Origin of the sequence: Burkholderia sp. Bp9142, assembly GCF_003853415.1 — a bacterium.
Classification (GTDB): Bacteria; Pseudomonadota; Gammaproteobacteria; order Burkholderiales; family Burkholderiaceae; genus Burkholderia.
The window spans coordinates 48,195-69,458 of sequence record NZ_QTPP01000026.1; the positions used below are offsets into that span (position 1 = coordinate 48,195).

The following is a 21,264-nucleotide window of genomic DNA, read 5'->3' on the forward strand; positions in this document are numbered from 1 at the left end:
GACGCGTGCGAGTCCTGCCGCCGACATCACCAAGCGCTACACCGGCAGCACATGCGTCGACAGGATCTCCTTGAGCACCATGAACGAGCGCACCTGCCGCACACCGGGCAGGTACAGCAGTTGTTCGGCATGCAGCCGGTTGAAGCTTTCGTTGTCGCGCGTGCGCACCAGCATGAAATAGTCGAATTCGCCGGTCACCACGTGGCATTCGACGCACCCCGACACTTTCTGCGCGGCCTTCTCGAATGCGGCGAATGCCTCCGGCGTCGAACGATCGAGCACGAAGCCGATCACGACCAGCATCCCGGCACCGAGCGGCTTCGGGTCGAGCAGCGCGACGATGCCGCGGATCAGCCCCATTTCCTTCAGCCGTTCGACCCGCCGCAGGCACGCCGGCGCGCTCAGCTTCACCTTCGCCGCGAGGCTCACGTTCGAGATCGACGCGTCCTGCTGCAACTGCCTGAGGATCGCGCGGTCGATGCGATCGAGTGCCGGCACGGCATCGGCCGGCGCTACGTTTCCGCGATCTAATTTCATTGCGTCTCCTGTCTGTTTCACGAACTAGAATTATCTACTCCATTCAAAACTCATCGATAACGTAGGTTTTCATCATTTATTTCGCAAGCTCATTTCGCGAGATCCTGCCTATCATTTTTCCATCGGGACACGGTGTGTCGGCCGCACCCGACCGATTCGAATTCCCGCCCACTGCCTGTCGGAGCAAACCCTGATGAACCTGCAACGTTTCCCCCGTTATCCGCTCACGTTCGGCCCGACGCCGATCCAGCCGCTCAAGCGCCTGAGCGCGCATCTCGGCGGCAAGGTCGAGCTGTATGCGAAGCGCGAGGACTGCAACAGCGGCCTCGCGTTCGGCGGCAACAAGACGCGCAAGCTCGAATACCTGATCCCCGACGCGCTCGCGCAGGGGGCCGACACGCTCGTGTCGATCGGCGGCGTGCAGTCGAACCAGACCCGCCAGGTCGCGGCCGTCGCCGCGCATCTCGGGATGAAATGCGTGCTCGTGCAGGAACACTGGGTCAACTACGAGGATCCGGTGTACGACCGCGTCGGGAACATCCAGCTGTCACGCATGATGGGCGCCGACGTGCGGCTCGTTGCCGACGGCTTCGACATCGGCATTCGCCGCAGCTGGGAAGAAGCAATGGAGAGCGTGCGGCAGGCGGGCGGCAAGCCGTATCCGATTCCGGCCGGCTGCTCCGAGCACCCGCTCGGCGGGCTCGGGTTCGTCGGCTTCGCGGAAGAAGTGCGCGAACAGGAAGCGCAGCTCGGCTTCAAGTTCGATTACGTCGTGGTCTGCTCGGTCACGGGCAGCACGCAGGCGGGGATGGTCGTCGGCTTCGCGGCCGACGGACGCGCGAATCGCGTGATCGGCATCGACGCGTCGGCGGCGCCGGAGCGCACGCATGAACAGATCACGCGCATCGCGCGGCACACGGCCGAACTCGTGGATCTGGGCCGGCCGATCACCGCAACGGACGTGGTGCTCGACACGCGCTACGCAGGGCCGGAATACGGACTGCCGAACGATGGAACGCTGGAAGCGATTCGCTTGTGTGCACGACTGGAAGGCGTGCTGACCGATCCCGTCTACGAAGGGAAATCGATGCACGGGATGATCGACAAGGTGCGTCGCGGGGAATTCGAGCCGGGATCGCGGGTGCTTTATGCGCATCTCGGCGGCGTGCCTGCGTTGAGCGCCTACTCGGAAATCTTCCGCAACGGGTGAGGTGAAGCCGACACCGGCCCGGCGCACGCTCGAGCCGTTCGCGCTCGCATTCGTTCCCGGCGCGCTCGCCCGTCGTGCGCTCGGTGCTGCCGGCTGTTCGGTCCATCTGCTTCACCCGTACCTCATCGGCATCGCGGCTCGCATCGCCGACGCACGCGTCGATCTCGACATATCGTTCGATATCGCACGGACGGTCGTCATCGTGACGGCCGCCCGTGCATCGGGCTACGCCTGCCGCGCGTGGATCGAAAGGCCAGGCTTGCCGTGCCGACTCCACCGCGCCGGTATCGCAAGCAGCCCGGGCGGCAGCCATGACCGTCCTGAGCATGCCCCGCCGCCGCATCGGCAAGCGCGGCGCCATTCGGTTCAGATACCGGACAATCTCGACAGCGCGGCCTCCATCGCCGCGCGTATCTCCGGCCATGCCGGCTTCAGCGCATCGAGACCGCCCGCGGCCAGCATGTGCTCGCCTTTCGCGCATGCATCGCTCGAGTCCGCGTCGCCGGCCAGCGCGAAACCACCGCGCATCGAATGCAGCTCGCCGCTGAGGCAAGCGACATCGCCGCGCAGCAATGCGGCATCGATCGTCGCCAGCGAGTGCAGCGTCGCGGTCCGCAACTTATCGCGCATCTCTTCCGTCATGAGCGGCACCTGCCGGTCGACACGATCGGCCGGATGCGACGCCGTCGCGCCGCGTCCTCCGTGGCGCCGCAACACCGCTTCGAGCGCATCGATCGACAATGGCTTGAGCACGACTTCCACCGCCCCCGCCTGCGCACAGCGACGTCGATCCTCCTCGGTCGCATGCGCAGTCATCGCGATCACGGGCACCGTCGCCCCCTGCTCGCGCAGGAAGTTCGCGAGCGCGAAGCCGTCGAGTTCCGGCATGCCGAGATCGGTCAGCACCACGTCGAACGGCTGCGTGAAGAACGCGCGCATCGCCTCGACACCGTTCGCGACGAGCGTCGCGTCACAATGCAGCGCATCGAGCTGATCGCGCAACAGCGCACGGCTCGCGGGATGATCCTCCGCAACGAGCACGCGCAGCGGGGTCTCGTCGTCCGCGCATGCCGGCAACGTCAATGCGCCGGATTCCGCTTCGTCGAACGCGGCGCGCCATCCGGGCGGGGCGCCGGGCAACGGCAGCGACACAATGAAGGTCGCGCCCTTGCCCGGCCGGGTCTCGACTGTCAGGTCGCCGTGCATCAGCCGCGCGAGGCGCCGGCACAACGGCAGCCCGAGCCCCGTGCCGCCGAAGCGCCGGTAGATCGACGCATCGGTCTGGACATACACGTCGAACAACGTCGGCAGACTCTCCGGCGCAATGCCGATACCGGTGTCGCGCACCACCACCTCGACGCCACATGCTTGACCGGCGGTGCCGGCCGGGCGCGCTTCGATCGTCACGCTGCCGCGCTCGGTAAACTTGATGGCGTTGCTGACGAGATTCGACACGATCTGGCGCAGGCGAGTCGGGTCGCCGACATAACCGTCGGCCACCTGCGGCTCGATCGTGCATTCGAGCGCGAGGTGCCTGGCCGCCGCAAGCGGCTGGAAGATCGCGGCGACGTCGCGCAGAACCGCACGCAGATCGAACGGCACGGCCTCCAGCACCATCTGGTTCGATTCGGCCTTCGACAGATCGAGCACGTCGTTGATCACGCGCAGCAACGCATCCGACGACGCCATCACCGTCTGAAGGCGCCGCCGCTCGTCAGCCGGCAATGGCGCGCGCTCCATCAATTCCAGATTGCCGACGATCGCGTTCAGCGGCGTGCGGATCTCGTGGCTCATCGTCGCAAGGAACGTCGACTTGGCCTTGTTCGCATCGTCCGCCGCATGCCGGGCCTCGCGCAGCTTGTCCTCCATCTGCTTGCGCGCGGTGATGTCGGTCAGCGTACAGAGCAACACATCGACGCCGCGATAGCGGGTACGGACGATATGCGCCGCGAGATAGGTCGCGCTGCCGTCGACGAGGTCGATCGACAACTCGTGCGTGACGACGCGCGGTGCCCGCCCGCCCGCGATGCCGCGGTGGTAGGCCTGCCAGATGCGCTTGCCGAGCGACGCCGCCGTCCCGGTGTCGTCGTAGGCCTGCGCGGCCTCGTTGCGCACCATGGTGTCGCCGTTGGCGAGCGACAGCAGCATGAGCCCGGCCGGCGCCGTGCGAATCAGCGTGCGGTTCAGCGCCTCGCTTTCGATCAGCCGGATTGCACGACGGTTCGCCGGGCGCAGCGCGCGTCGGTCGAACATGACGATCGCGAACCACACCGTTCCGATCGCCAGCAGCGCGAGACCGACTGCAATACCCAGGCGGACGGCCACGTCGTCGAACAGGCTGCGCCACGAGATCGTCGCGGTCAGCACCTCGCGGAACCCCGGCATCCGGTCGCCGATGACGATGTTCATGCCGACGCGATGGGCCACCGCCCGTTCGCCACGGGCCGCATGCGCATAATCGAGCGCACGGGCGGTCAGCACGGGATCGGCCTCGCGACCGGTCAGCACCCGCGCGTCCGGGTTGACCAGCGCGTAGTCCTTGCCGACGGACGAGGAACGGAGAAAATCGTCGATCGCCGGTCGCGTGACCACGGCGAACCATGCGATCGGCTTGCCCTGCGGGTCGCGTACCGCCTGCACGAACCGCAGCACCGAACGCCCGACCAGCGGGTCCTCGCGCCGGTCCAGCAGGATCTTCCGGTAATCCGATGCGGCCGCCTCCGATACGAAATCGGGCGGCGGCTGCAATTGCCGTATCAATGCCTTGATGTCGAAGCCGGCAGGCAGCGCCAGCACCTGCTTGACCAGCGGATACCCGGTCACGATGACGAAATTGCCGTCCGGATCGACAAGATACCCGCCCATTCCCGGATCGCCGGGCTGTTGCGCCGGCATGCTGCCGGTGACGTCGACCTGCGCCAGCAGCCTGCCAAGCAAGGGCGCATAGGCCTTCGCCGGTTGCGATGACGAAGCGACCGCGAACGCGGCAAACGCCACGCGCCCCGCCTGGCCGACGGCGACCAGCCTGCCGCGATCGTCGACGAACCGCCCGAGCGTATCGGGCGATACGGCCGGGCCGTGCCGGGCTATCAGTTCGAGGTTCTCGACATAGCGGTTCTGAAGTGCCCTGACCACCTCCATCTCCGCCAGCAGGTCGGCCTTGCGGACCAGGAACTCCGAACGGTACTGCGCAAGCGACTCCTGCAGATCGAGTCGCGCGACCAGTGCCGCGCAGACCAGCACGAACACCGTGATCGCGACGCCGCTCCCGTATAGCAGCCATTGCTGCTGGCGTCGCACGCGCCCTGGCTCGAACGGCTTGCGGCCCGCGACGGCGGTGGCGTGCGCAATCAGTGCTTTCAGTTTGGTGGGCATACGTGTCGTCGAAGTCGACCCGGCGCCGGCACGGCGTCATGCGCCGTCCGGGTCACTCGGTACCGCCCGCCGGTTGCGCGTCTACGCATTGGTCCCGGGCAATTCGGGCAGTTGCCCCTCGCTCGCATAGCGGATCAGGTCCGCGTCGCGGACGATGCCGAGCTTCTTCATCGCGCTCGACTTCTGCGAGCTGATCGTCTGCTTGCTCCGGTGAAGCTGGACAGCGATCTCGCCGACCGTCAGGCCGGCTCCGTAAAGTCGCACGACCTCGATTTCGCGGGCCGTCAGCGCGCGCGTGCCCGGCGACGTGTCGGCGCCCTCCAGCAATTGCTTGACGAACGGAGACAGATAATTCGCGCCGACATAAGCTGCGTGAACCGCGCCGACCAGATGCGAAATCGCGTCGGACTTGCTGAGGATGCACCCGACGCCCTGCCGTTGAATCGCATGCAGCACGCTCGGATTGTCGATCATCGTGATCGTCACGAGATGAAGCGCGGGATAGCGACGCTGCAGAAACGACAACAACGCGAGACCGTCGCCATACTTGCCGCCCGGCATCACGTAGTCGACGACGAGCACGTCGCTCTGCTGCTCGTCGAGCATCGCCACCAGGTCGGTCGAACTCGAGACAGTGCCAAGCAGCTTGATCGTGCTGCTGCCCGCGAGTGCCTGCGACATCCCGAGTGCGGACGAAGGATGATCGTCCGCCACCATCACTCGCACAAAAAATTCATCCATCTCTATTCTTCTCCCGATACACGCGGCCTGACGTGCCATGTTGTGCGACGCGCCGGGATTCGAATCGAACTCGCAACACGGTCGCGTTGCGATGTCCAGCGAACCGGGCGGTGCGCAGCGTAATTTTAAGATAATAGACGGGTTCTGCGTCGCCTCGAGCAATCGGGGCGGCCGCTTGCACCGGCGCGCGCCGCGCTTCCACGCGACCGCCGGCGCGCCGGCCGCCAGGCTCGGACACGGCGTCGCGACGGCAGACACGTTCGGCGATCCGCCGCCCACGCACACCCGATCGACGGCGCTCCCGACACCGTCGATCCATCCCGTCCCGCGAAACGGCCTGAGCCGCTGCCTAACGTTTGGCCACGGACTTGTCCGGTTCACCCGCCCCGTCGTCCGTGGCATGCTGCCACTCGGTGATGGCCCGCCGCTTCTGCGACGGCGACATCATCATGAATTCGTTCAGCCTCGTGAGGAAATCCCGTCTGGATTTCTCCGGCAGCGTCGCAAATCCAAGCAGCAGCCCGAACACCTTTCCCATATAGCGCACGGCCTTACCCTTCCTTCTTCAGTCTAAATCACGCGACATCTGTGCGATGCGGCGTGTCTGCCTTCCCCGTTCTGACGCCGGCGATCTATGCCGCCGTGGCATCGCTTTTTTTATCGTCCCGGCCAGTGCGCCACCGTGGCCGCAATTGCGCTCGACGCAGGCCGTTCGCCCTCCGCGGCGGCAGGAAACGCGATCCCGCGCTGTCGCGCGATGCGCGCCAGACCGCGACGCAGGTCGGCCAGCGTCACCGGCTTGGTCAACACGCACTCGACGTCCGATGCGGCGTAACGTCGCGCGTCGTCGGGCGCCAGATGCGATGCCACGACGATCATGTCGCACGGCAGCGCGCGCGCATGGACGGCTTCCGCGAGTTCGCCGGCCGACATGTCGGGCAGGTCGGCGCCGAGCAGCAACACGTCCCACGCACCGTTCGCGAGCGTATCGAGCGCGGCGCCGCCCGACGACACGCACCGGACCGCACAGCCGAGCACGTCGAGCTGCTCGCGAAAAATCGACCCGTTGACCGACGCATCGTCGGCGACCAGCACGCGCGGCACGCGCGCGCCGGAAGCCGCCGCAGGTCGATCGTCACCGGCAACGCCCGCCGGCGGGCGCCGCTGCTCGGCGGTTGCGACACGTGCGTGCTCGATCGCCGTGCGCAGCCCGTTCAGCGAGTAGCTCGACACGCGGATCGTGCGGCCCGCGATGTCCGGCTGCAGCGGACCGTCCGGCGTAGCGAGCACGACCGGCGCGCCGCCGCCGAGACTGTCGAGCTCCTCGCGCCGCCACTGGTCCGAATCGCCGAAGAGCACGATCGCGTGAGCACGCGCGAGGCACCCGGCGGCAATCCCGATCGGACTCGGATGCATCGCGACATCGAAACCCCATGCACGCAGATGCGGAAATGCGAACGCGCGCCACGCGTCCTCCGGCGACACGACGATCAGCGTCCGGCTGTCGCCAGCGCCGGCAGCGGCCGGCGATTTCGGCGCAATGCCCATGCGCAGCGGCACGCGCACGTTAAACAGGCTGCCGATGCCCGGTGCGCTGTCGACCGCAATCGTCCCGCCCATCGCCGCGACCAGCCGGTCGCACAGCGCGAGCCCGAGCCCCGTGCCGCCGTAGCGCCGCGTGATCGACGCGTCGACCTGCGAGAACGGCTTGAACAGCCTGGCCTGGTGCGCGGGATCGATCCCGATGCCCGTATCCTCGATGCCGATCGCGAGCTCGGGCGCCCCGTGCGCGTTCTGCCCCACCGCCACGCGCGCGACGATGCGCCCTGCGCCGGTGAACTTGATCGCGTTGCCCAGCAGGTTGCCGACCACCTGCGCGAGCCGCGTCGGATCGCCGCGCATGCGCTGCGCCCCGCTCGCATCGATATCGGCGAACAGCGGCAACCCTTTCGCCTTTGCGACGGGCGCGAACGCCGCCAGTTCGCGCTCGATCACGGCGATCACGTCGAACTCGATCGACTCGACCGACATCGCGCCGGCCTCGATCTTCGAGAAATCGAGGATGTCGCTGACGATCGCGAGCAGGCCCTCGGCCGATGCGCGCAGCGTCTGCACGCGACTCTGCTGTGACGCATCGAGCGCCGTGCGCCCGAGCAGTTCGAGGTTGCCGAGGATCACGTTGAGCGGCGTACGAATCTCGTGGCTCGTCGCGGCGAGAAACGACGACTTGGCCGCATTCGCCGAATCGGCCGCGCGCACGGCTTCCTCGAGCTGATGCACGAGCCGGCGCTGCGCGGTCGTGTCGGCGAAAGCCGCGATCAGCACGTCCTCGCCCTGGTAACGCGCGCTGTGCGCGATGATCTCAAGATGCAACGGCGCGGCGCCGTCCGCATCGAGCACGAGCTCGGTCATCATCGTCCGCCCCGCCCCGCCGTTCGCGATGAACGCGTCGTATTGCTCCAGCACCTGCGCGGTCAGCGCATGGTGATCGCCGCCGTGCGGCACGAGCATCTGCGCCAGCACGTCGCTCGCGAGCATCACGCGGCGGTCGGACAGCGACACGAGGCCGATCCCGACCGGTGCCATCGCGATCACGCTGCGGCACAGCGCCTCACTCTCGAATACACGTGCCGAACGCGCATAGACCGGCACGAGCACGCGCCGGTGGAACCGCACGAGCAGCAGCCACATCACGGCGATCGCGACGAGCGTCGCCGCCGCGAGCGCGCCGGCCTGCACGCCGATGGCGGCCGCCACATCGGCCCACGACAGCGCGTACGCGATCGTCCAGCCCGTAGAGGCAAGCCGGCTGCGGAACACGATCACGCCGTCGCGAAAGAGCGGCTCGCCGGACGGCCGAGCGCCGTGCGCGACGTCGAGCCCCAGCAAGCGCTCGGTCAGCGCGTTGGTCCGCTCGACGTCGGGGTCGATCGCAATGAGCCGGTTGTCCGCCGACACGACGAAGAAGGTGCCGGCCAAACCGCGTCCGGGCAGCCACGACAGCAGGTATTCCGGCGCGTATTCGGTGACGAGCACCGCGAACGGCTGACCGCCGGCGCGCGCCTCGGCGGCGATCCGGATGCGCACCTGCCCCGTCACCGGGTTGACGTAGGGCGGCAGCCAGCGCACGTTCGGCCGGCCGTCGGCCGGGGCGCGCGCGGCGCCGTCGAAATCGACGTGCAGCGCGGCGAGCACGTCGGCACGCGCGCGCGCCGACGCAAGCGCGGGATTGTCGCGCGACAGATGCGGCACGAAGCCGAACAGGCCGGTACGCGTACTGTAGTGATAGCCCTCCAGCGTACGCCCGCGATTGATCGAACTCGCCGCGCAGATGCGCGACAGCAGGAACGACAGCGCGAGGTAGCGCGCGACTTCGTCGCGCTGCGCGGTTTGTCCCGGCACGCCGACCACGAGCGATGGATACGGCGTGATCGCCAACTGCTGACCGTTGGCGAAGAAAGCGTTCACGACATCGGCGGGCGCGGCGCCCGTTTCGCGCCAGATCAGCTGCGTGTTCGCGACGCCGTTGCGGAATGACGTCTCGGCCACCTGCATCTCGTCGACGGCTTCCTCGACGCCGTTCAGGAAATTGCGCCGCTCGGCGTCCAGATAGCCGTAAACGATCGACGTGATCCCGAGCCCGCAGGCGATCAGGATCAGGATCGTGACGACGATGCCGCCCCCGAACATCGAAATGCTCTGGTAGCGGCGAATGGACTGAAGCGTGCTGTATGACATGACTCGGCGTGACGGCGCCCGGGATGCGGAACATGCGGCAAATTCCCTGCCGGGCGGGGCGTCACGATGGATACATTGGGGATAGCGATATCCCGATCATGCCAAACGACACTGCGGAAATCAGTCGTGCATTATCCTTTTAGTACACGTCTGATTTGTTTTTATTCTTGTTTTGAACTCGAACGAATCTTCGCGACGGAATCGCACGCGACGCCCTGTCCGGTCGGACAAGTCACGAGACCGCTGACGGTCCGCGCGCGCAAATGCAATACCGTCGGCAGGCCGGCGGCAAGAGATGCATCCACGGACGATGCGGCGCACCCGAGGTACGCGGTTCGACCCGCGCGGAACGCCCGGCAAGGGCCGGCCCGCGCGATGCGCGCCGGGTCGGCAGCGTCCGCTCAGTTCTGCGTGAGCGGATTCAGCGTCGTGCACAGGAAACTCGTGCGGTTTCCGGCCTCCCGCCGCGATCGACAGCCACGTGTCCGCTTCGCGCGGATCGGAGCCCATCTCCTCGAGGCCGAACAGGTAGAAACTGCCGAGCGCCTTCTGCGCGTTCAGGTCGCCGCGCTCGGCGTCGTCGCGCATCCACTTGAGTGCCTGATAGCTGTCCTGGCGCACGCCGTCGCCGCGGAAATAACGCGGCCCGAGGTCGTAGGCGGCCTTCGGCTGGCGCTTCGCGGCCTGCTTCAGCGACACGATGCGCGGATCCTCGCGGTCTTCCGAATCGCCCCTTTTTTGATAGGACACCTGATCTTTAGGGTGATCGGAACAACCCGTGTCACCGCAGATCACCCGTTTTGCTGGTAATGGACGGATCCTGCGCACACGCGGCCAGCAACAGCAGCCCCGGCGCCAGTCAACGGCGAACCATTTGTGCTTCCACACTTCTATTTGCGCCGCACTGCTCCGCGCTATCCCGCCCCGCGAGCGCGTACCCGGTTTGCGTGCGGCGAGGCGAATACAATTCACCCACGCCGACACGCAGTCCAAGGCTCTCTCAGGCTCTCTCTTCGACTCTCTCTTCGAATCGTTCAGTCACTTCGTCGGCGTCGTTTCGCGCCGGGTCGACTGCCGCCAACCGCGCCCTCCAAACATGACGCAAAAAACAATAGTGACGTGGTGAGCAATAATAATGGAGAAATATGGCATGTCAAGGTGATTCGTGATTTCAAAGTTTGCGTATCGCGTCACTTTTGAATATGCTCTTCGTCGCGAAAACCCAGGAGACCCCATCGAGATGTCCAATAGCGAGCAGGCCAACGTCGATCTCATCACCGCCACCAAGGTGCGCGATCTGCTGACGCGCAACGGTATTCCGCCGCGCAGTCACAACACGACGATCGCGAACGTGCTGGGTCTCAGTTTCTCGGTCGTCACGCGCAAGATGAAAGGCCTGATCCCGTGGAACCTGTCGCAGTTGCAGGACATCGCGACGCACTTCGGCGTGCCGCCCGCGATCCTGCTCGACGACAAGGGCACGCAGCCGGCCGCCGCCGAAATGATCGACGCGACGCTCGTGATCGAGTCGCGCCGCTTTCGCTGCCGTGCGGCGATCTCGGCGAAGGCCAGCAGCCAGATCGAAACGGATTTCGTCGCGCTGCAGTGGCAGGGCGAATGGATCGTCACCGAACGCCAGCACGCGCGCGAAGGCCGCACCTATCCGGTCGACGTCATCGAGCTGCGCTCGAGCCAGCCGACCGTCTATGCAGCGCGGATCGCCGTGGTCGACGATTCGCGGGACGTCGCCGAAACCGTGTGCGAATACTTCATCGAAAAAGGTGTGAACGCGGTCCCCTACTATGACGGCGCATCGTTCCGCAAGGCGCTGGAAGTCGAGGACTTCGACGGCTACATCCTCGACTGGATGCTCGGCGACCAGACGGCCGCCGAGCTCGTGCGCGGCATCCGGTCGAGCGAAAACGGCGGCGCGCCGATCTTCCTGCTGACCGGCAAGATCTCCACCGGCGAAGCGAGCGAGGACGAGATCGCGCATATCGTGTCGCACTACAACGCGCGCTGCGAGGAAAAGCCGGTGCGCCTGCCGATCCTGTTCGCCGAAGTCGCGCGCGAACTGAAGATCGCGCTGCCGGCCGTCCCGGCCGCCGCCGCCGCGAGCTGAGACCACCACGAAGTCCGACCATCACACGAACACGACCAAGGGGAAACACATGCGAATCTCGACGATCTGGATCAAGAGCCTGGTCACGGCCGGCCTGCTCGGCATGGCTGCCGCGTGCTGGGCCGCGTCGTTTACGTTCACCGTCGACGGCAAGATCGGCCGCAGCAACCAGCCCGGCAAGACGACGTTCGTCTTTTCCGAGCAGGCGCTGATGGCGCTGCCGCAATACACGATCGTCACGTCGACGAGCTGGACGCCGAAGGCGACCTTCACCGGCCCGCGCCTGTCCGACGTGCTGAAGACCGTCGACGCGCACGGCACGCAGATCGAGTTCCGCTGCATCGACGAATACACGTTCACGATCCCCGTGTCGGATGCCGACAAGTACGGCGTGATCCTTGCGCGCACGATGAACGGCAAGGTGCTCGGCAACGACAACTACGGGCCGCTGTGGATCATGTATCCGCGCGACCAGTATCCCGACGAGCTGAAGACGCCGCTCGGCGAAGCCAAGTTCGCGTGGCAGATCATCGGCCTGACCGTGAAGTAAGCGCACGACATGAAGCGCGGGCGGTGGAAGAACAGAAAGATCATCCTGGTCCTGGGATCGCTGTGGATCCTGGGATTCGCCGCGTGGGCATTCCTGCTGTGGGACCTGCTCGCGACGTCGGTCAACGAGGGCGTGCTCGAAGGGCCGCGTGAAGGCGTGTTCTGGACCGCCGCGCAATACCGCAACGTCTACACGCGCTTCGATCGCCAGCTGATCCTGTACGCGACGCACGTCGACGACGACTTCGATCACGTGCAGATGCAGCTCGACAGCCTGTCGGTGTCGTTCGGGTTCCTGCAGCGGCCGTCCGAGGTGTCCGAATACTGGCTGCGCATCCCGCGCGCGCGGGCCGAGATCGCGCTGCTCGCCGAATTCATGGCGCGCCTGAAGCAGGAAGTGTCGTTGCTGCGCACCGCGCCGAACGGCGCGCAGCGCGTGATCGACCAGGTCAACGCGTACTGGCCGAAGGTCAACGGCCTCGCGAACTCCTTCCGCGCGATCGAGATGGCGCAGCGCGACTTCACGTTCCATCAGCTGAGGGAAAAGCAGCGGGCGATCCTGGCGCTCGGGATCATCCTCGGCGTGATCCTGTGCGCGCTGTTCCTGCTGCTGTTCTATACGATGCGCACGCGCGACGACCTGCTCGAGCGGCAGGATGCAGCGCTCGATGCGGAGCGCAAGGCGTCCGATCGCGCATTCGAGATGATCGAGGCGAAGAATGCGTTCCTCGGGATGGTCAGCCACGAACTGCGCACGCCGCTGCAGGCGATCTGCGGATCGATCGAGATCCTGCTCGCGCGGCCGCAGTCCGACGCGAACCTGAAGACGATCCGGCGGCTGCAGAATTCCGCGTCGTCGCTCGAAGCGCTGGTCAAGGACCTGACCGATTACATCAAGCTGCGCTCGACCAAGCGTCTCGCCGAAACCGAGACCGTCGGCATGGCCTCGCTGCTCGCCGAAGTGCTCGACCCGCTGCGCGAGAAGATCGCGGCCAAGCGGATCGTGGTCGCGCAGCAGGTCGAGCCGCCGGACCTCGCGATCCGCTCGGATCGCAAGCTGTTGCGGCAGGTGCTGTCGAACCTGATCGAGAATTCGGTGAAATACACCGTCGACGGATCGATCGACGTATCCATCATGCTCGTCGACACGCCGGCCGGCCGGCAGCTGAGACTCGCCGTGCGGGACACGGGCGCCGGTATCGCGAAGCAGCATCTGTCGAAGATCTTCGAGCCGTTCTACCGCGCGAACGACGCGGTCGGCCTGCATGTGGACGGGATCGGGATGGGGCTCGCCGTCGTGCGCGAGATCGTGACGACACTGCGCGGCCATGTGGACGTGCGCAGCGCCGTCGGCGAGGGCAGCGAGTTCGTCGTGACCCTGCCGGCCGAAGCGCCGGATGCCGGCGAAACCGTCGGCGACGCGCCCGCATGGCCGGCTGCAGCCGCGCATCGCAACCGCCGCGCGCTCGTGGTCGACGACAACGACAACGCGCGCGAAACGCTCGGCGCGATGCTGTCGGCGCTCGGCCTCGACGCCGATCTGTGCGGCACCGGGCAAGAAGGCATCGCCCGTTTCGGCGACGCGCATTACGACCTCGTCGTGCTCGATCTCGAACTGCCGGACCTGAGCGGCTTCGAAGTCGCGCACCGCATCCGGATGGTCGCGCAACCGGACGACCACGGAAGGTTTCCTTCGATTCTCGGCGTCAGCGCGTACGAATCGGCCGCGCTGCGCGAGAACCAGCGGGTGTTCGACGAATTCCTGCCCAAGCCCGTTCATCTGCGCGAACTCGGCGCGCTCGTCGAGAAGCTGCTCGGCTGAACCTGAACGCGGCGGCGTGCGTCACGGGCCGGCCTGCCCGCCCGTTTCCCGCGTTTACTCGCCGATCAGATGCAGCACGATGTCGCGCCGATGCGCCGCGCGACGATGCTCGAACAGGTAGATGCTCTGCCAGGTGCCGAGCACCATGCGTCCGTGCTCGACCGGGATCGACAGTTGCACCTGCGTGAGCGCCGTGCGCAGATGCGCGGGCATGTCGTCGGGCCCTTCGGTGTCGTGCTCGTAGCGCGTGTCGTCCTCGGGTGCGAGCGTCGCGAAGTAGCGTTCGAGATCGCGCTGCACCGACGGATCCGCGTTCTCCTGGATCAGCAGCGACGCGGACGTATGGCGGCAGAACACGGTCAGCAGCCCGGTGTGGATCGCCTGCTGGTCGACGAATGCGCGCACCTGCGGCGTGAACTCGACGAGGCCGCTCCCGCGCGCCTCGACGCCGATGTGCGTGATGGCCTGTTGCATGATGACGTCCTCAGGCGAGCGCGGCGAAGCCGTCGGCTTCGATCTGCTGCGCGTCGGCGGGACGCACGACGCGCGCGACTTCGACCCCGTCGCGCAGGAATACGAGCGTCGGCCACAGCTTCACGCCGAACGACCGGCCGAGCGGCCGGCCCGGGCCATCCTCGATCTTCAGGTGCCGCACGGCCGGATGCGCGGAGACCGACGCGACGATCGCAGGCTGCGCGCCCGCGCAGATCCCGCACCAGTTCGCGCCGAATTCGATGACGGTGGCACCGGCCAGTGCGTCGACTTCCGCGCGCGTCGGCGCATTGGCGGTGTAGCGTTGCTCAGTGTCCATCGGGGCCCTCGTGTGCAATGGCGGAACGTGGCCGCCACGTGCCGGCGTGGGCGGCAGATGCGGCCGGTGATTTCCTACTGTAGCGGAAAAGTGCCTGCGATGCCGACGGCCCGGATGACGCGATCGGCTAAGATACGGGCCGATTGGCCCATGACCGAACCGACGGAGTGTTTCAGTGATTCAACCGACCCAAGTATTCAAGGACAACCTCGCGCAACTGCCGGCCATCGACGGCATCGCGCGCATCGATCTCGTCGGCGCGAACGGCGATGTGGTCGCCAGCATCGAGAACCAGCCGGGCAAGCAGGGCTCGCTCGCGGTGTACAACTACCTGAAGCAGGCGTTCGGCACGCTTGATGCGAAGGCCGCCGAACACGGTCTCGCGGTATTCGCGGAGCATACCGCCGATGCACGCAACCGCCCGGGCGCACACCCGAACGTCGATCGTCTGCTGGCGATCGTCGACGGTGGCGACGCACTGCGGATCGACGTGATCGCGAAGGACTGAGTCCGCGTGCGTCGCATCGCCGCCGCCCAGGCGTTTGCCCGCCGCGTCGCCTCGCTCGCGGCACTCGCGTGCGTCATGCTCGGCGGCGCAGCCTCGGCCGAGACGCTGCGCACGGCTTCCGATATCGCCGGCGCGTCGCTGGTTCCGCTCGGCGCGCTGCCTCGCTCGCCGGAAAGCGGCGCGCTCGATACGTTTTGCGCGCGATATCGCGCGAAGACCGCAACCGCGGCCGGCCGCGACGTCGCGAAGCTCGGCTGGATCGTGACGTCCGAAGCACCGCTCGGCCGCTACACGGTCGTCACGTTCGCGAGCGGATTCAAGCCGGGGACTAGCGCGATCTGTTTTGCGCGCAACGCGAACGTCGGCGTCTTCGACGGCACGACACTCGTCGCGCTCGGCTATACGGCACGCGCGGCCGGCTGGCAGCTCGGCTCGGTCGAGCCGCTGGAAAGCGGCGCGCTGCTGGTCTGGGGTGGCGATGGTCCGTCGGCGCCCGTCGGCGAGTTGCGCGAAGCGCATGGCGGCGTGCGGCTGACCGCGGTTGCCGCGGAACGCACGTACTGTCACGGCCGTGCGATCGTGCCCAACGTATACGGCAAGCCGCTCGACGCGGCGCGCAAGATCCTGATCTCGCATGGCTGGCAGCCGCTGCGTCCGCACGAGAAGCCGGACGCGATGGACGGCGCGGCGACGCTCGCGAAGCACGGGATCATCGAAGCCGAAGCGTGCTCGGGCACCGGCATGGGGTACTGCGCGCTGCGGTATCGGAGCGCGGCCGGCGTGCTCGGCGTGACGACGGTCGGCGGCGAGCCGGACACGCCGTCGGCGAATACCGTGATCGATTATCAGGTGGCTTGCAGGAAGCAGTAACCGGTGCGGCAGCGCCGCGTGCGCGTGGTTGGCGCGTGGCGGCCTGCCATGAGTTCGCCGGCGTGCCGAAAACGACGCGCATCCGCTGGCGATCGCCTGCGCCGGTGCATCGAATCTTCGGCCATTCGGTCGATTGCCCCGCACGGAACGCACGCCTAGACTGATCTGCCTTTCACGCCTCTCCGGCACAAAGGGCGTTCCATGATCGACTTCTCCACGCTCGCGCCGTTCCGGCAGTGTGTGCGCCCCGAGCACGGCTCGATCGCCGTGCAGATCCTCGTGTTCGCGACTGTGCTCAATCTGATCGGGCTCGTCGTCAACGACACGGTGATTCTGTCAGCGAGCCGGTTGAACCAGCGGACCGGCGCGCGCTGCCGGCCGTCGAGGCTGCCGCGGTATCTGCTCGGTACGGTATTCGTGGCGTTGGCAGCATGGCTCCGGCTCGCGGTCGCGGAGCGGAATTGATCCTGCCGGCGCGGCCAACCTTCATCATCCGCGCCGACACCGAATCGCACACGTCGCCCGATTCAGGTAGCCCGAGCCCTGTCGAGCACCTTCTTCCTGATCGACCTCCCCGACAGACGTAACCACGCTTCGAACGTCCGCCCGGCGACCCGCATCCGCAGTCGCGTCCGGGCATCGCACTTGCGTCTCAATAACATATTTGTTACTATGCTGGCCAACTCGTACGAAATTCAGTTCTTCAATGCGCGCGTAGAGAGGGGGGTCGTCAACTTGCCGACGACGCTGCTTGCCCGTTTTTTTGCGCTCGCCGATCGCATGGCGCAGTACGGCCCGAATCTTGGCGAACCGCACACCCAGTCGATGGGAAACGGGCTGTACGAAATGCGGCTGAAGGGCGCTGAAGGTATCGCCAGAGTGTTCTACTGCGCGATTGCCGACCGGCGTATCGTCATGCTTCATTGTTTCGTGAAGAAGGCGCAAAAGACACCCCCGAAAGAACTGGAAATCGCACGCCGTCGACTCAAGGAGGTTCAAGATGGCAACGTATAAGGAACTGCGCGAGCGTGCATTGTCCGACCCTGAGGTGCACGCCGAATACGAACGATTGAACCGCGAAGAACTCGCACTGCTCGACGTGATGCTGGCTGCCCGGCGAGACGCCGGCCTGTCGCAAGCCGATGTGGCCGAGCGCATGGGCACGAAAGCACCAGCGGTGACGCGACTCGAGCGCGCGCTCGCAACGGGCCAGCATTCACCGTCCATCGATACGCTGCGCAAGTACGCGGCGGCTTGCGGCAAGAAACTCGTGATCTCGTTCGCCTGATTCGTCCTACCCGGCCGCCCGTCGTTCGAGCAGCCGGCGCGTCGCCACGGTGGTTCAAAACCCGGACGATGCGCGTCAGCGATAATCGGCGCCGCCGGTTTCCGCATCTTCCGGGCCACGCGGCTCCCGCGCCCCGGTATCACGTCCACGCGTATCCGCCATCACACGCAATCGGCACGCAGCGCGCGTGGGCAAATGTCAGCGATTCGCACCCAGCGCGACGCGCAGCCGCTCCATCAGCCGCGTGTAGTGCCGCACCACGTCGGCCTTGTCCGTCACGTTCGCGGTCGAGAACCGTTCGGACCACGCCGCCTTCCATTCGTACGTGCCGTGCACGCTCCGGTCGCCGTCCGGCCCCTGGATCAGCGATCGGATCCGCGCATCGCGACCCGGCCCCGTATGCATCTCGAACAACGCGTGGATGAACGTGTGATACGCGTCGTACACGTCGTCGTCGAACAGGTAGCGGTAGATGTGAAACGTGCGGTCCAGATCGCGCTTCGCGCGGATCACGTCCTCCGGCGAGATGTCCTTCCAGTAGCCGATCCACGTGTAGAAGCACAGCAGCGCATTGAGCTGCGGCGCGACCGTGTCGTACAGCGTGAGCCGCTTCTCGATCAGCCGCTGGTTGGTCCACTGCACGAGCTCGAGCCGCTTCAGCCGGCGCGCGACGAGCCAGCCGAGACACGCGACGGACAACGGCGTCAGCACGCCGAGCACGAGCTTGATGATCTCCAGCGAATTCCACGGATTGTTGAGTGGCTGCATGAATGGCTCGACATAGGAACGCACCGCCCGGCGGATCGCATCGCGCGCAGCGCGCGGGACCGATCGCTTCGCGGTTGACCGTTAGTTGCTTGCACATCGAAATCGCACCGTGATGCAGCCGGTGCGCGGCGAAGCAGCATGTCCCGCCAGTGTATCGGCCGATTGTCACCGGCTGGTGACGATTCGCCGAATCGTCAGCGCGCCCGCGCCGCGTTACGTCGTTACGTCGGCAGCGCCGACGTGAGCTTGACCTTCTGCATCGGGATGTCGGTCTTCACGCTCAGCACGCCTGGAATGCGCGTCAGGTATTCCATCTGGAAGCGCCGATAGTCGTCGATGTCGGCGGCCACCACGCGCAGCAGGAAATCGCAGTCGCCGGCCATCAGGTGACACTCGACCACTTCCGGCATCTGCTGGACAGCCTCGGCGAAACGGTTCACGGATTCCGCGTCCTGCCCCTTCAGCCACACGCGCGTGAAGATCGTCAGCCCCTTGCCGACCTTCGCCGGGTTCAGCACGGCCACGTATTTCTCGATCACGCCCGCTTCCTCGAGCAGCCGCACGCGCCGCAGGCACGGCGACGGCGACAGCCCGACCTCGTGCGCGAGCTCCACGTTCTGCATGCGGCCATCGCGCTGCAGCGCGCTCAGGATCCGCCTGTCGATAGCATCAAGTTTCATTGGCATCAAATTCCAAAAAAATATAAAAACACTCATTCGATGCCAAATTCTCAGGAATATCTGGCCACAACGCAACCCGATTCGAGTCAAAAAAGCAGACAATCCTACTCCCCCGAAGGAGGAGTAATGAGCAGTAGCGTTTCAACGTCGTCCGGGCTTCGCGACAAGCCCGCCCATGTCGCCGAGATGGGTCGCGGATTGCGCGCGGCGCTGCCCGTCATGCTGGGATTCGTGCCGTTCGCGCTGGTGCTCGGCGCGCAGGCCGCGCAAAAAGGGCTGAGCCTGTTCGAGGTCCCGATGATGACGGGCCTGAACTTCGGCGGCGGCTCCGAGTTCGCGGCGATCCAGCTGTGGACGTCCCCGCCGCACATCGCACTGATCGTCGCGATGTCGTTCCTCGTGAATTCGCGCCATATCCTGATGGGCGCGGCGTTCGAGCCGACCATCCGTCACCTGCCGCGCCGCCGCGCGTTCGCGGCGCTGTTCTTCATGTGCGACGAAAGCTGGGCGATGTCGCTCGCCGATGCGCGCTCGCGCTCGGCCACGCACATCAGCGTCCCCTATTACGCAGGCGTGTGTGCCGGGCTCTACCTGACGTGGATCTCGATGACGACACTCGGCGCGGCGGTCGGCCCGACGATCGGCGACGTCGAGCAGTACGGCTTCGACATGGCGTTCACGGCCGTGTTTCTGGTGCTGCTGCGCGGGATGTGGAAGGGCATGCGCGCGAGCCGTCCGTGGTTCGTGAGCCTCGTCGTCGCGGCCGCCACGCACCTGGCCGTGCCCGGCGCGTGGTACGTCGCGGCTGGCGCGTGCGCGGGGCTGATCGCCGCGCTGCTGTGGGAGCCGCGCGATGCTGCATGATTTCGCGACGGTGGCGACCATCGTGCTGATGGCGTCGACGACCTACCTGTCGCGCGTGCTCGGCTATGTGCTGCTGCGCAACCGCACGCTGAGCCCGCGGATGGCATCGGTGATGGAGAACGTGCCCGGTTGCGTACTGATCTCGGTGATCGCGCCGGCCTTCGTGTCGACGCGCCCGGCCGACCTGCTCGCGCTCGCCGTCACGCTGGTCGCGGCGACGCGCCTGTCGATCCTGCCGACCGTGATCGTCGGCGTCGCGTCGGCCGGCGTGCTGCGGCATCTGCTCGGGTAACGCAATTCCGACCGCCACGCGGGCGGCACATCGAATCCGGGAACGGGCGCGCCATGCGCCCGTTTTCGCATCCGCGTCGACCACACGGCACAGCACGACACGACACGCGTCACGACGCAATGCTAGCCTTGCGGATGTACGCGCGATGCCTTTCCCCTCTCATTGCCTACCCGCGAGGATCGTCCCGATGCAAGAAACCCGCCCGCTGTTCGACCGCGTCCTGCTCACCAACGACGACGGATTCGACGCCCCCGGCCTTGAAGTGCTCGAACAGGTCGCCACGCAACTGGCGCGCGAAGTCTGGATCGTCGCGCCGGCGGAAGACCAGAGCGGCACGTCGCATTCGCTGAGCCTGCACGAACCGCTGCGCGTGCATCGCAAGGGCGAGCGCCGCTTCGCCGTGCGCGGCACGCCGGGCGATTGCGTCGCGATCGCGGTCAGCCACCTGATGAAGGACGCGCGGCCCGACGTCGTGCTGTCCGGCGTGAATCGCGGCGCGAACCTCGGCACCGAAACGGTGTTCTCCGGCACCGTCGGCGCCGCGATGACGAGCATGCTGGTCGGCGTGCCCGCGATTGCGTTGAGCCAGGCGTTCAGCGACCGCCATGCGGTGCCGTGGAACACGGCGCTCACGCACGCGCCGGACGTGATTCGCCGGCTCGTCGCGGCCGGCTGGGACCGCGACGCATGCCTCAACGTGAATTTCCCGCCGCGGCCGGCCGACGACGTGCGCGGCTTGAAGGCGACGAACCAGGGCGCCGGCACGCTGCAGGGCGTGGAAATCGTGTCGGGGCGCGATCCGCGCGACATCGAATACCACTGGCTGAAGCTGGCCCGCGCACCGCGCGACGACGATGCGGATTCGGAGACGGTCGCGCTCGGCGAAGGCTATATCGCGGTCACGCCGCTGAAATTCGAACGCACGCACGACCAGGCGCTCGCGCGGCTGCGGTCTGACCTCGGCTGAGCTCACGACCGGCGACCGGCGACCGGCGACCGGCGACCGGTGATCCGTGGAACCGGCAGGCGGCTTTGCCTGCCGGTCGCCTGACCTCGGCACAAGGGCCGCCCGCCGCGCGGCCTCGCCGC

20 protein-coding genes and 2 pseudogenes are annotated in these 21,264 nt (G+C 66.5%); 12 read left to right on the forward strand and 10 right to left on the reverse strand.

Annotated features, from left to right (window positions below; translation table 11 throughout):
* Positions 1-36 precede the first annotated feature (36 nt).
* Entirely contained in the window at positions 37-537 is a 501-nt protein-coding gene (locus tag DIE22_RS25330; RefSeq protein WP_124499968.1) for an Lrp/AsnC family transcriptional regulator, read from the reverse strand.
* A 193-nt stretch (positions 538-730) separates the two neighbouring features.
* Between DIE22_RS25330 and DIE22_RS25335 the strand changes: the two genes are divergently transcribed.
* The gene (locus DIE22_RS25335; protein ID WP_124606348.1) at positions 731-1,747 is read left to right on the forward strand and encodes a 1-aminocyclopropane-1-carboxylate deaminase; all 1,017 of its coding nucleotides are present in this window, start codon (positions 731-733) and stop codon (positions 1,745-1,747) included.
* A gap of 366 nt (positions 1,748-2,113) precedes the next feature.
* On the opposite strand, the gene DIE22_RS25340 is transcribed toward DIE22_RS25335, so the two are convergent.
* From DIE22_RS25340 to DIE22_RS25360, 5 genes and pseudogenes are all read right to left on the reverse strand, one after another.
* Positions 2,114-5,122, reverse strand: coding sequence for an ATP-binding protein (locus tag DIE22_RS25340; protein WP_124606349.1), 3,009 nt, complete (start codon positions 5,120-5,122; stop codon positions 2,114-2,116).
* Between the two features lie 81 nt (positions 5,123-5,203).
* Positions 5,204-5,863, reverse strand: coding sequence for a response regulator (locus DIE22_RS25345; RefSeq protein ID WP_124606350.1), 660 nt, complete (start codon positions 5,861-5,863; stop codon positions 5,204-5,206).
* Between the two features lie 349 nt (positions 5,864-6,212).
* A complete protein-coding gene (locus DIE22_RS25350) occupies positions 6,213-6,401 on the reverse strand; it encodes a hypothetical protein (protein WP_124500022.1) in 189 nt (62 codons plus the stop codon).
* 119 nt (positions 6,402-6,520) lie between these two features.
* Positions 6,521-9,601, reverse strand: a complete 3,081-nt coding sequence (locus tag DIE22_RS25355) for an ATP-binding protein (protein ID WP_124606351.1) — start codon at positions 9,599-9,601, stop codon at positions 6,521-6,523.
* Positions 9,602-10,060: 459 nt separating this feature from the next.
* Positions 10,061-10,460, reverse strand: a pseudogene (locus DIE22_RS25360) (tetratricopeptide repeat protein); the annotation flags it as partial.
* 381 nt (positions 10,461-10,841) lie between these two features.
* Between DIE22_RS25360 and DIE22_RS25365 the strand changes: the two are divergent.
* From DIE22_RS25365 to atsR, 3 genes are read left to right on the forward strand one after another with little or no spacing between them, the layout of a single operon-like run.
* A complete protein-coding gene (locus tag DIE22_RS25365) occupies positions 10,842-11,723 on the forward strand; it encodes a helix-turn-helix domain-containing protein (RefSeq protein WP_124499973.1) in 882 nt (293 codons plus the stop codon).
* Positions 11,724-11,772: 49 nt separating this feature from the next.
* The gene (locus tag DIE22_RS25370; protein WP_124499974.1) at positions 11,773-12,273 is read left to right on the forward strand and encodes a molybdopterin-dependent oxidoreductase; all 501 of its coding nucleotides are present in this window, start codon (positions 11,773-11,775) and stop codon (positions 12,271-12,273) included.
* Between the two features lie 9 nt (positions 12,274-12,282).
* Positions 12,283-14,094 carry a hybrid sensor histidine kinase/response regulator AtsR gene (gene atsR, locus DIE22_RS25375; protein ID WP_124606352.1) on the forward strand — a complete coding sequence of 604 codons (1,812 nt, stop codon included), beginning with the start codon at positions 12,283-12,285 and terminating at the stop codon, positions 14,092-14,094.
* A gap of 54 nt (positions 14,095-14,148) precedes the next feature.
* On the opposite strand, the gene DIE22_RS25380 is transcribed toward atsR, so the two are convergent.
* Positions 14,149-14,568 carry a secondary thiamine-phosphate synthase enzyme YjbQ gene (locus DIE22_RS25380; protein ID WP_124606353.1) on the reverse strand — a complete coding sequence of 140 codons (420 nt, stop codon included), beginning with the start codon at positions 14,566-14,568 and terminating at the stop codon, positions 14,149-14,151.
* Between the two features lie 10 nt (positions 14,569-14,578).
* Positions 14,579-14,905 carry a thioredoxin family protein gene (locus DIE22_RS25385; protein ID WP_124499977.1) on the reverse strand — a complete coding sequence of 109 codons (327 nt, stop codon included), beginning with the start codon at positions 14,903-14,905 and terminating at the stop codon, positions 14,579-14,581.
* Positions 14,906-15,080: 175 nt separating this feature from the next.
* Here DIE22_RS25385 and DIE22_RS25390 point away from each other — a divergent pair, with 175 nt between their 5' ends.
* The 5 genes and pseudogenes from DIE22_RS25390 (at position 15,081) to DIE22_RS25410 (ending at position 17,571) form a co-directional block, all read left to right on the forward strand.
* Positions 15,081-15,413: a DUF2322 family protein gene (locus tag DIE22_RS25390; protein WP_124606354.1), complete on the forward strand. Its 333-nt coding sequence runs from the start codon at positions 15,081-15,083 to the stop codon at positions 15,411-15,413.
* A gap of 75 nt (positions 15,414-15,488) precedes the next feature.
* The gene (locus DIE22_RS25395) at positions 15,489-16,283 is read left to right on the forward strand and encodes a hypothetical protein (protein ID WP_260426765.1); all 795 of its coding nucleotides are present in this window, start codon (positions 15,489-15,491) and stop codon (positions 16,281-16,283) included.
* Between the two features lie 219 nt (positions 16,284-16,502).
* A pseudogene (locus DIE22_RS25400) lies at positions 16,503-16,748 on the forward strand (LysE family translocator); the annotation flags it as partial.
* 207 nt (positions 16,749-16,955) lie between these two features.
* A complete protein-coding gene (locus tag DIE22_RS25405; protein ID WP_124499980.1) occupies positions 16,956-17,297 on the forward strand; it encodes a type II toxin-antitoxin system RelE/ParE family toxin in 342 nt (113 codons plus the stop codon).
* Complete coding sequence (locus DIE22_RS25410; protein WP_124499981.1) at positions 17,284-17,571, forward strand: helix-turn-helix transcriptional regulator; 288 nt, start codon at positions 17,284-17,286, stop codon at positions 17,569-17,571. Before DIE22_RS25405 ends, DIE22_RS25410 begins: the two co-directional genes overlap by 14 nt.
* 198 nt (positions 17,572-17,769) lie before the next feature.
* On the opposite strand, the gene DIE22_RS25415 is transcribed toward DIE22_RS25410, so the two are convergent.
* Positions 17,770-18,339, reverse strand: a complete 570-nt coding sequence (locus tag DIE22_RS25415; protein ID WP_124499982.1) for a hypothetical protein — start codon at positions 18,337-18,339, stop codon at positions 17,770-17,772.
* A 221-nt stretch (positions 18,340-18,560) separates the two neighbouring features.
* Positions 18,561-19,019, reverse strand: coding sequence for an Lrp/AsnC family transcriptional regulator (locus DIE22_RS25420; RefSeq protein WP_006486309.1), 459 nt, complete (start codon positions 19,017-19,019; stop codon positions 18,561-18,563).
* A gap of 126 nt (positions 19,020-19,145) precedes the next feature.
* On the opposite strand from DIE22_RS25420, the gene DIE22_RS25425 reads away from it, so the two are divergent.
* From DIE22_RS25425 to surE, 3 genes are all read left to right on the forward strand, one after another.
* On the forward strand, positions 19,146-19,883 hold the full coding sequence (locus DIE22_RS25425; protein WP_124499983.1) for an AzlC family ABC transporter permease: 738 nt from the start codon (positions 19,146-19,148) through the stop codon (positions 19,881-19,883).
* Positions 19,873-20,175, forward strand: a complete 303-nt coding sequence (locus DIE22_RS25430) for an AzlD family protein (protein ID WP_409364647.1) — start codon at positions 19,873-19,875, stop codon at positions 20,173-20,175. Before DIE22_RS25425 ends, DIE22_RS25430 begins: the two co-directional genes overlap by 11 nt.
* Before the next feature lie 187 nt (positions 20,176-20,362).
* Positions 20,363-21,142, forward strand: coding sequence for a 5'/3'-nucleotidase SurE (gene surE / locus DIE22_RS25435; RefSeq protein WP_124499984.1), 780 nt, complete (start codon positions 20,363-20,365; stop codon positions 21,140-21,142).
* Positions 21,143-21,264 lie beyond the last annotated feature (122 nt).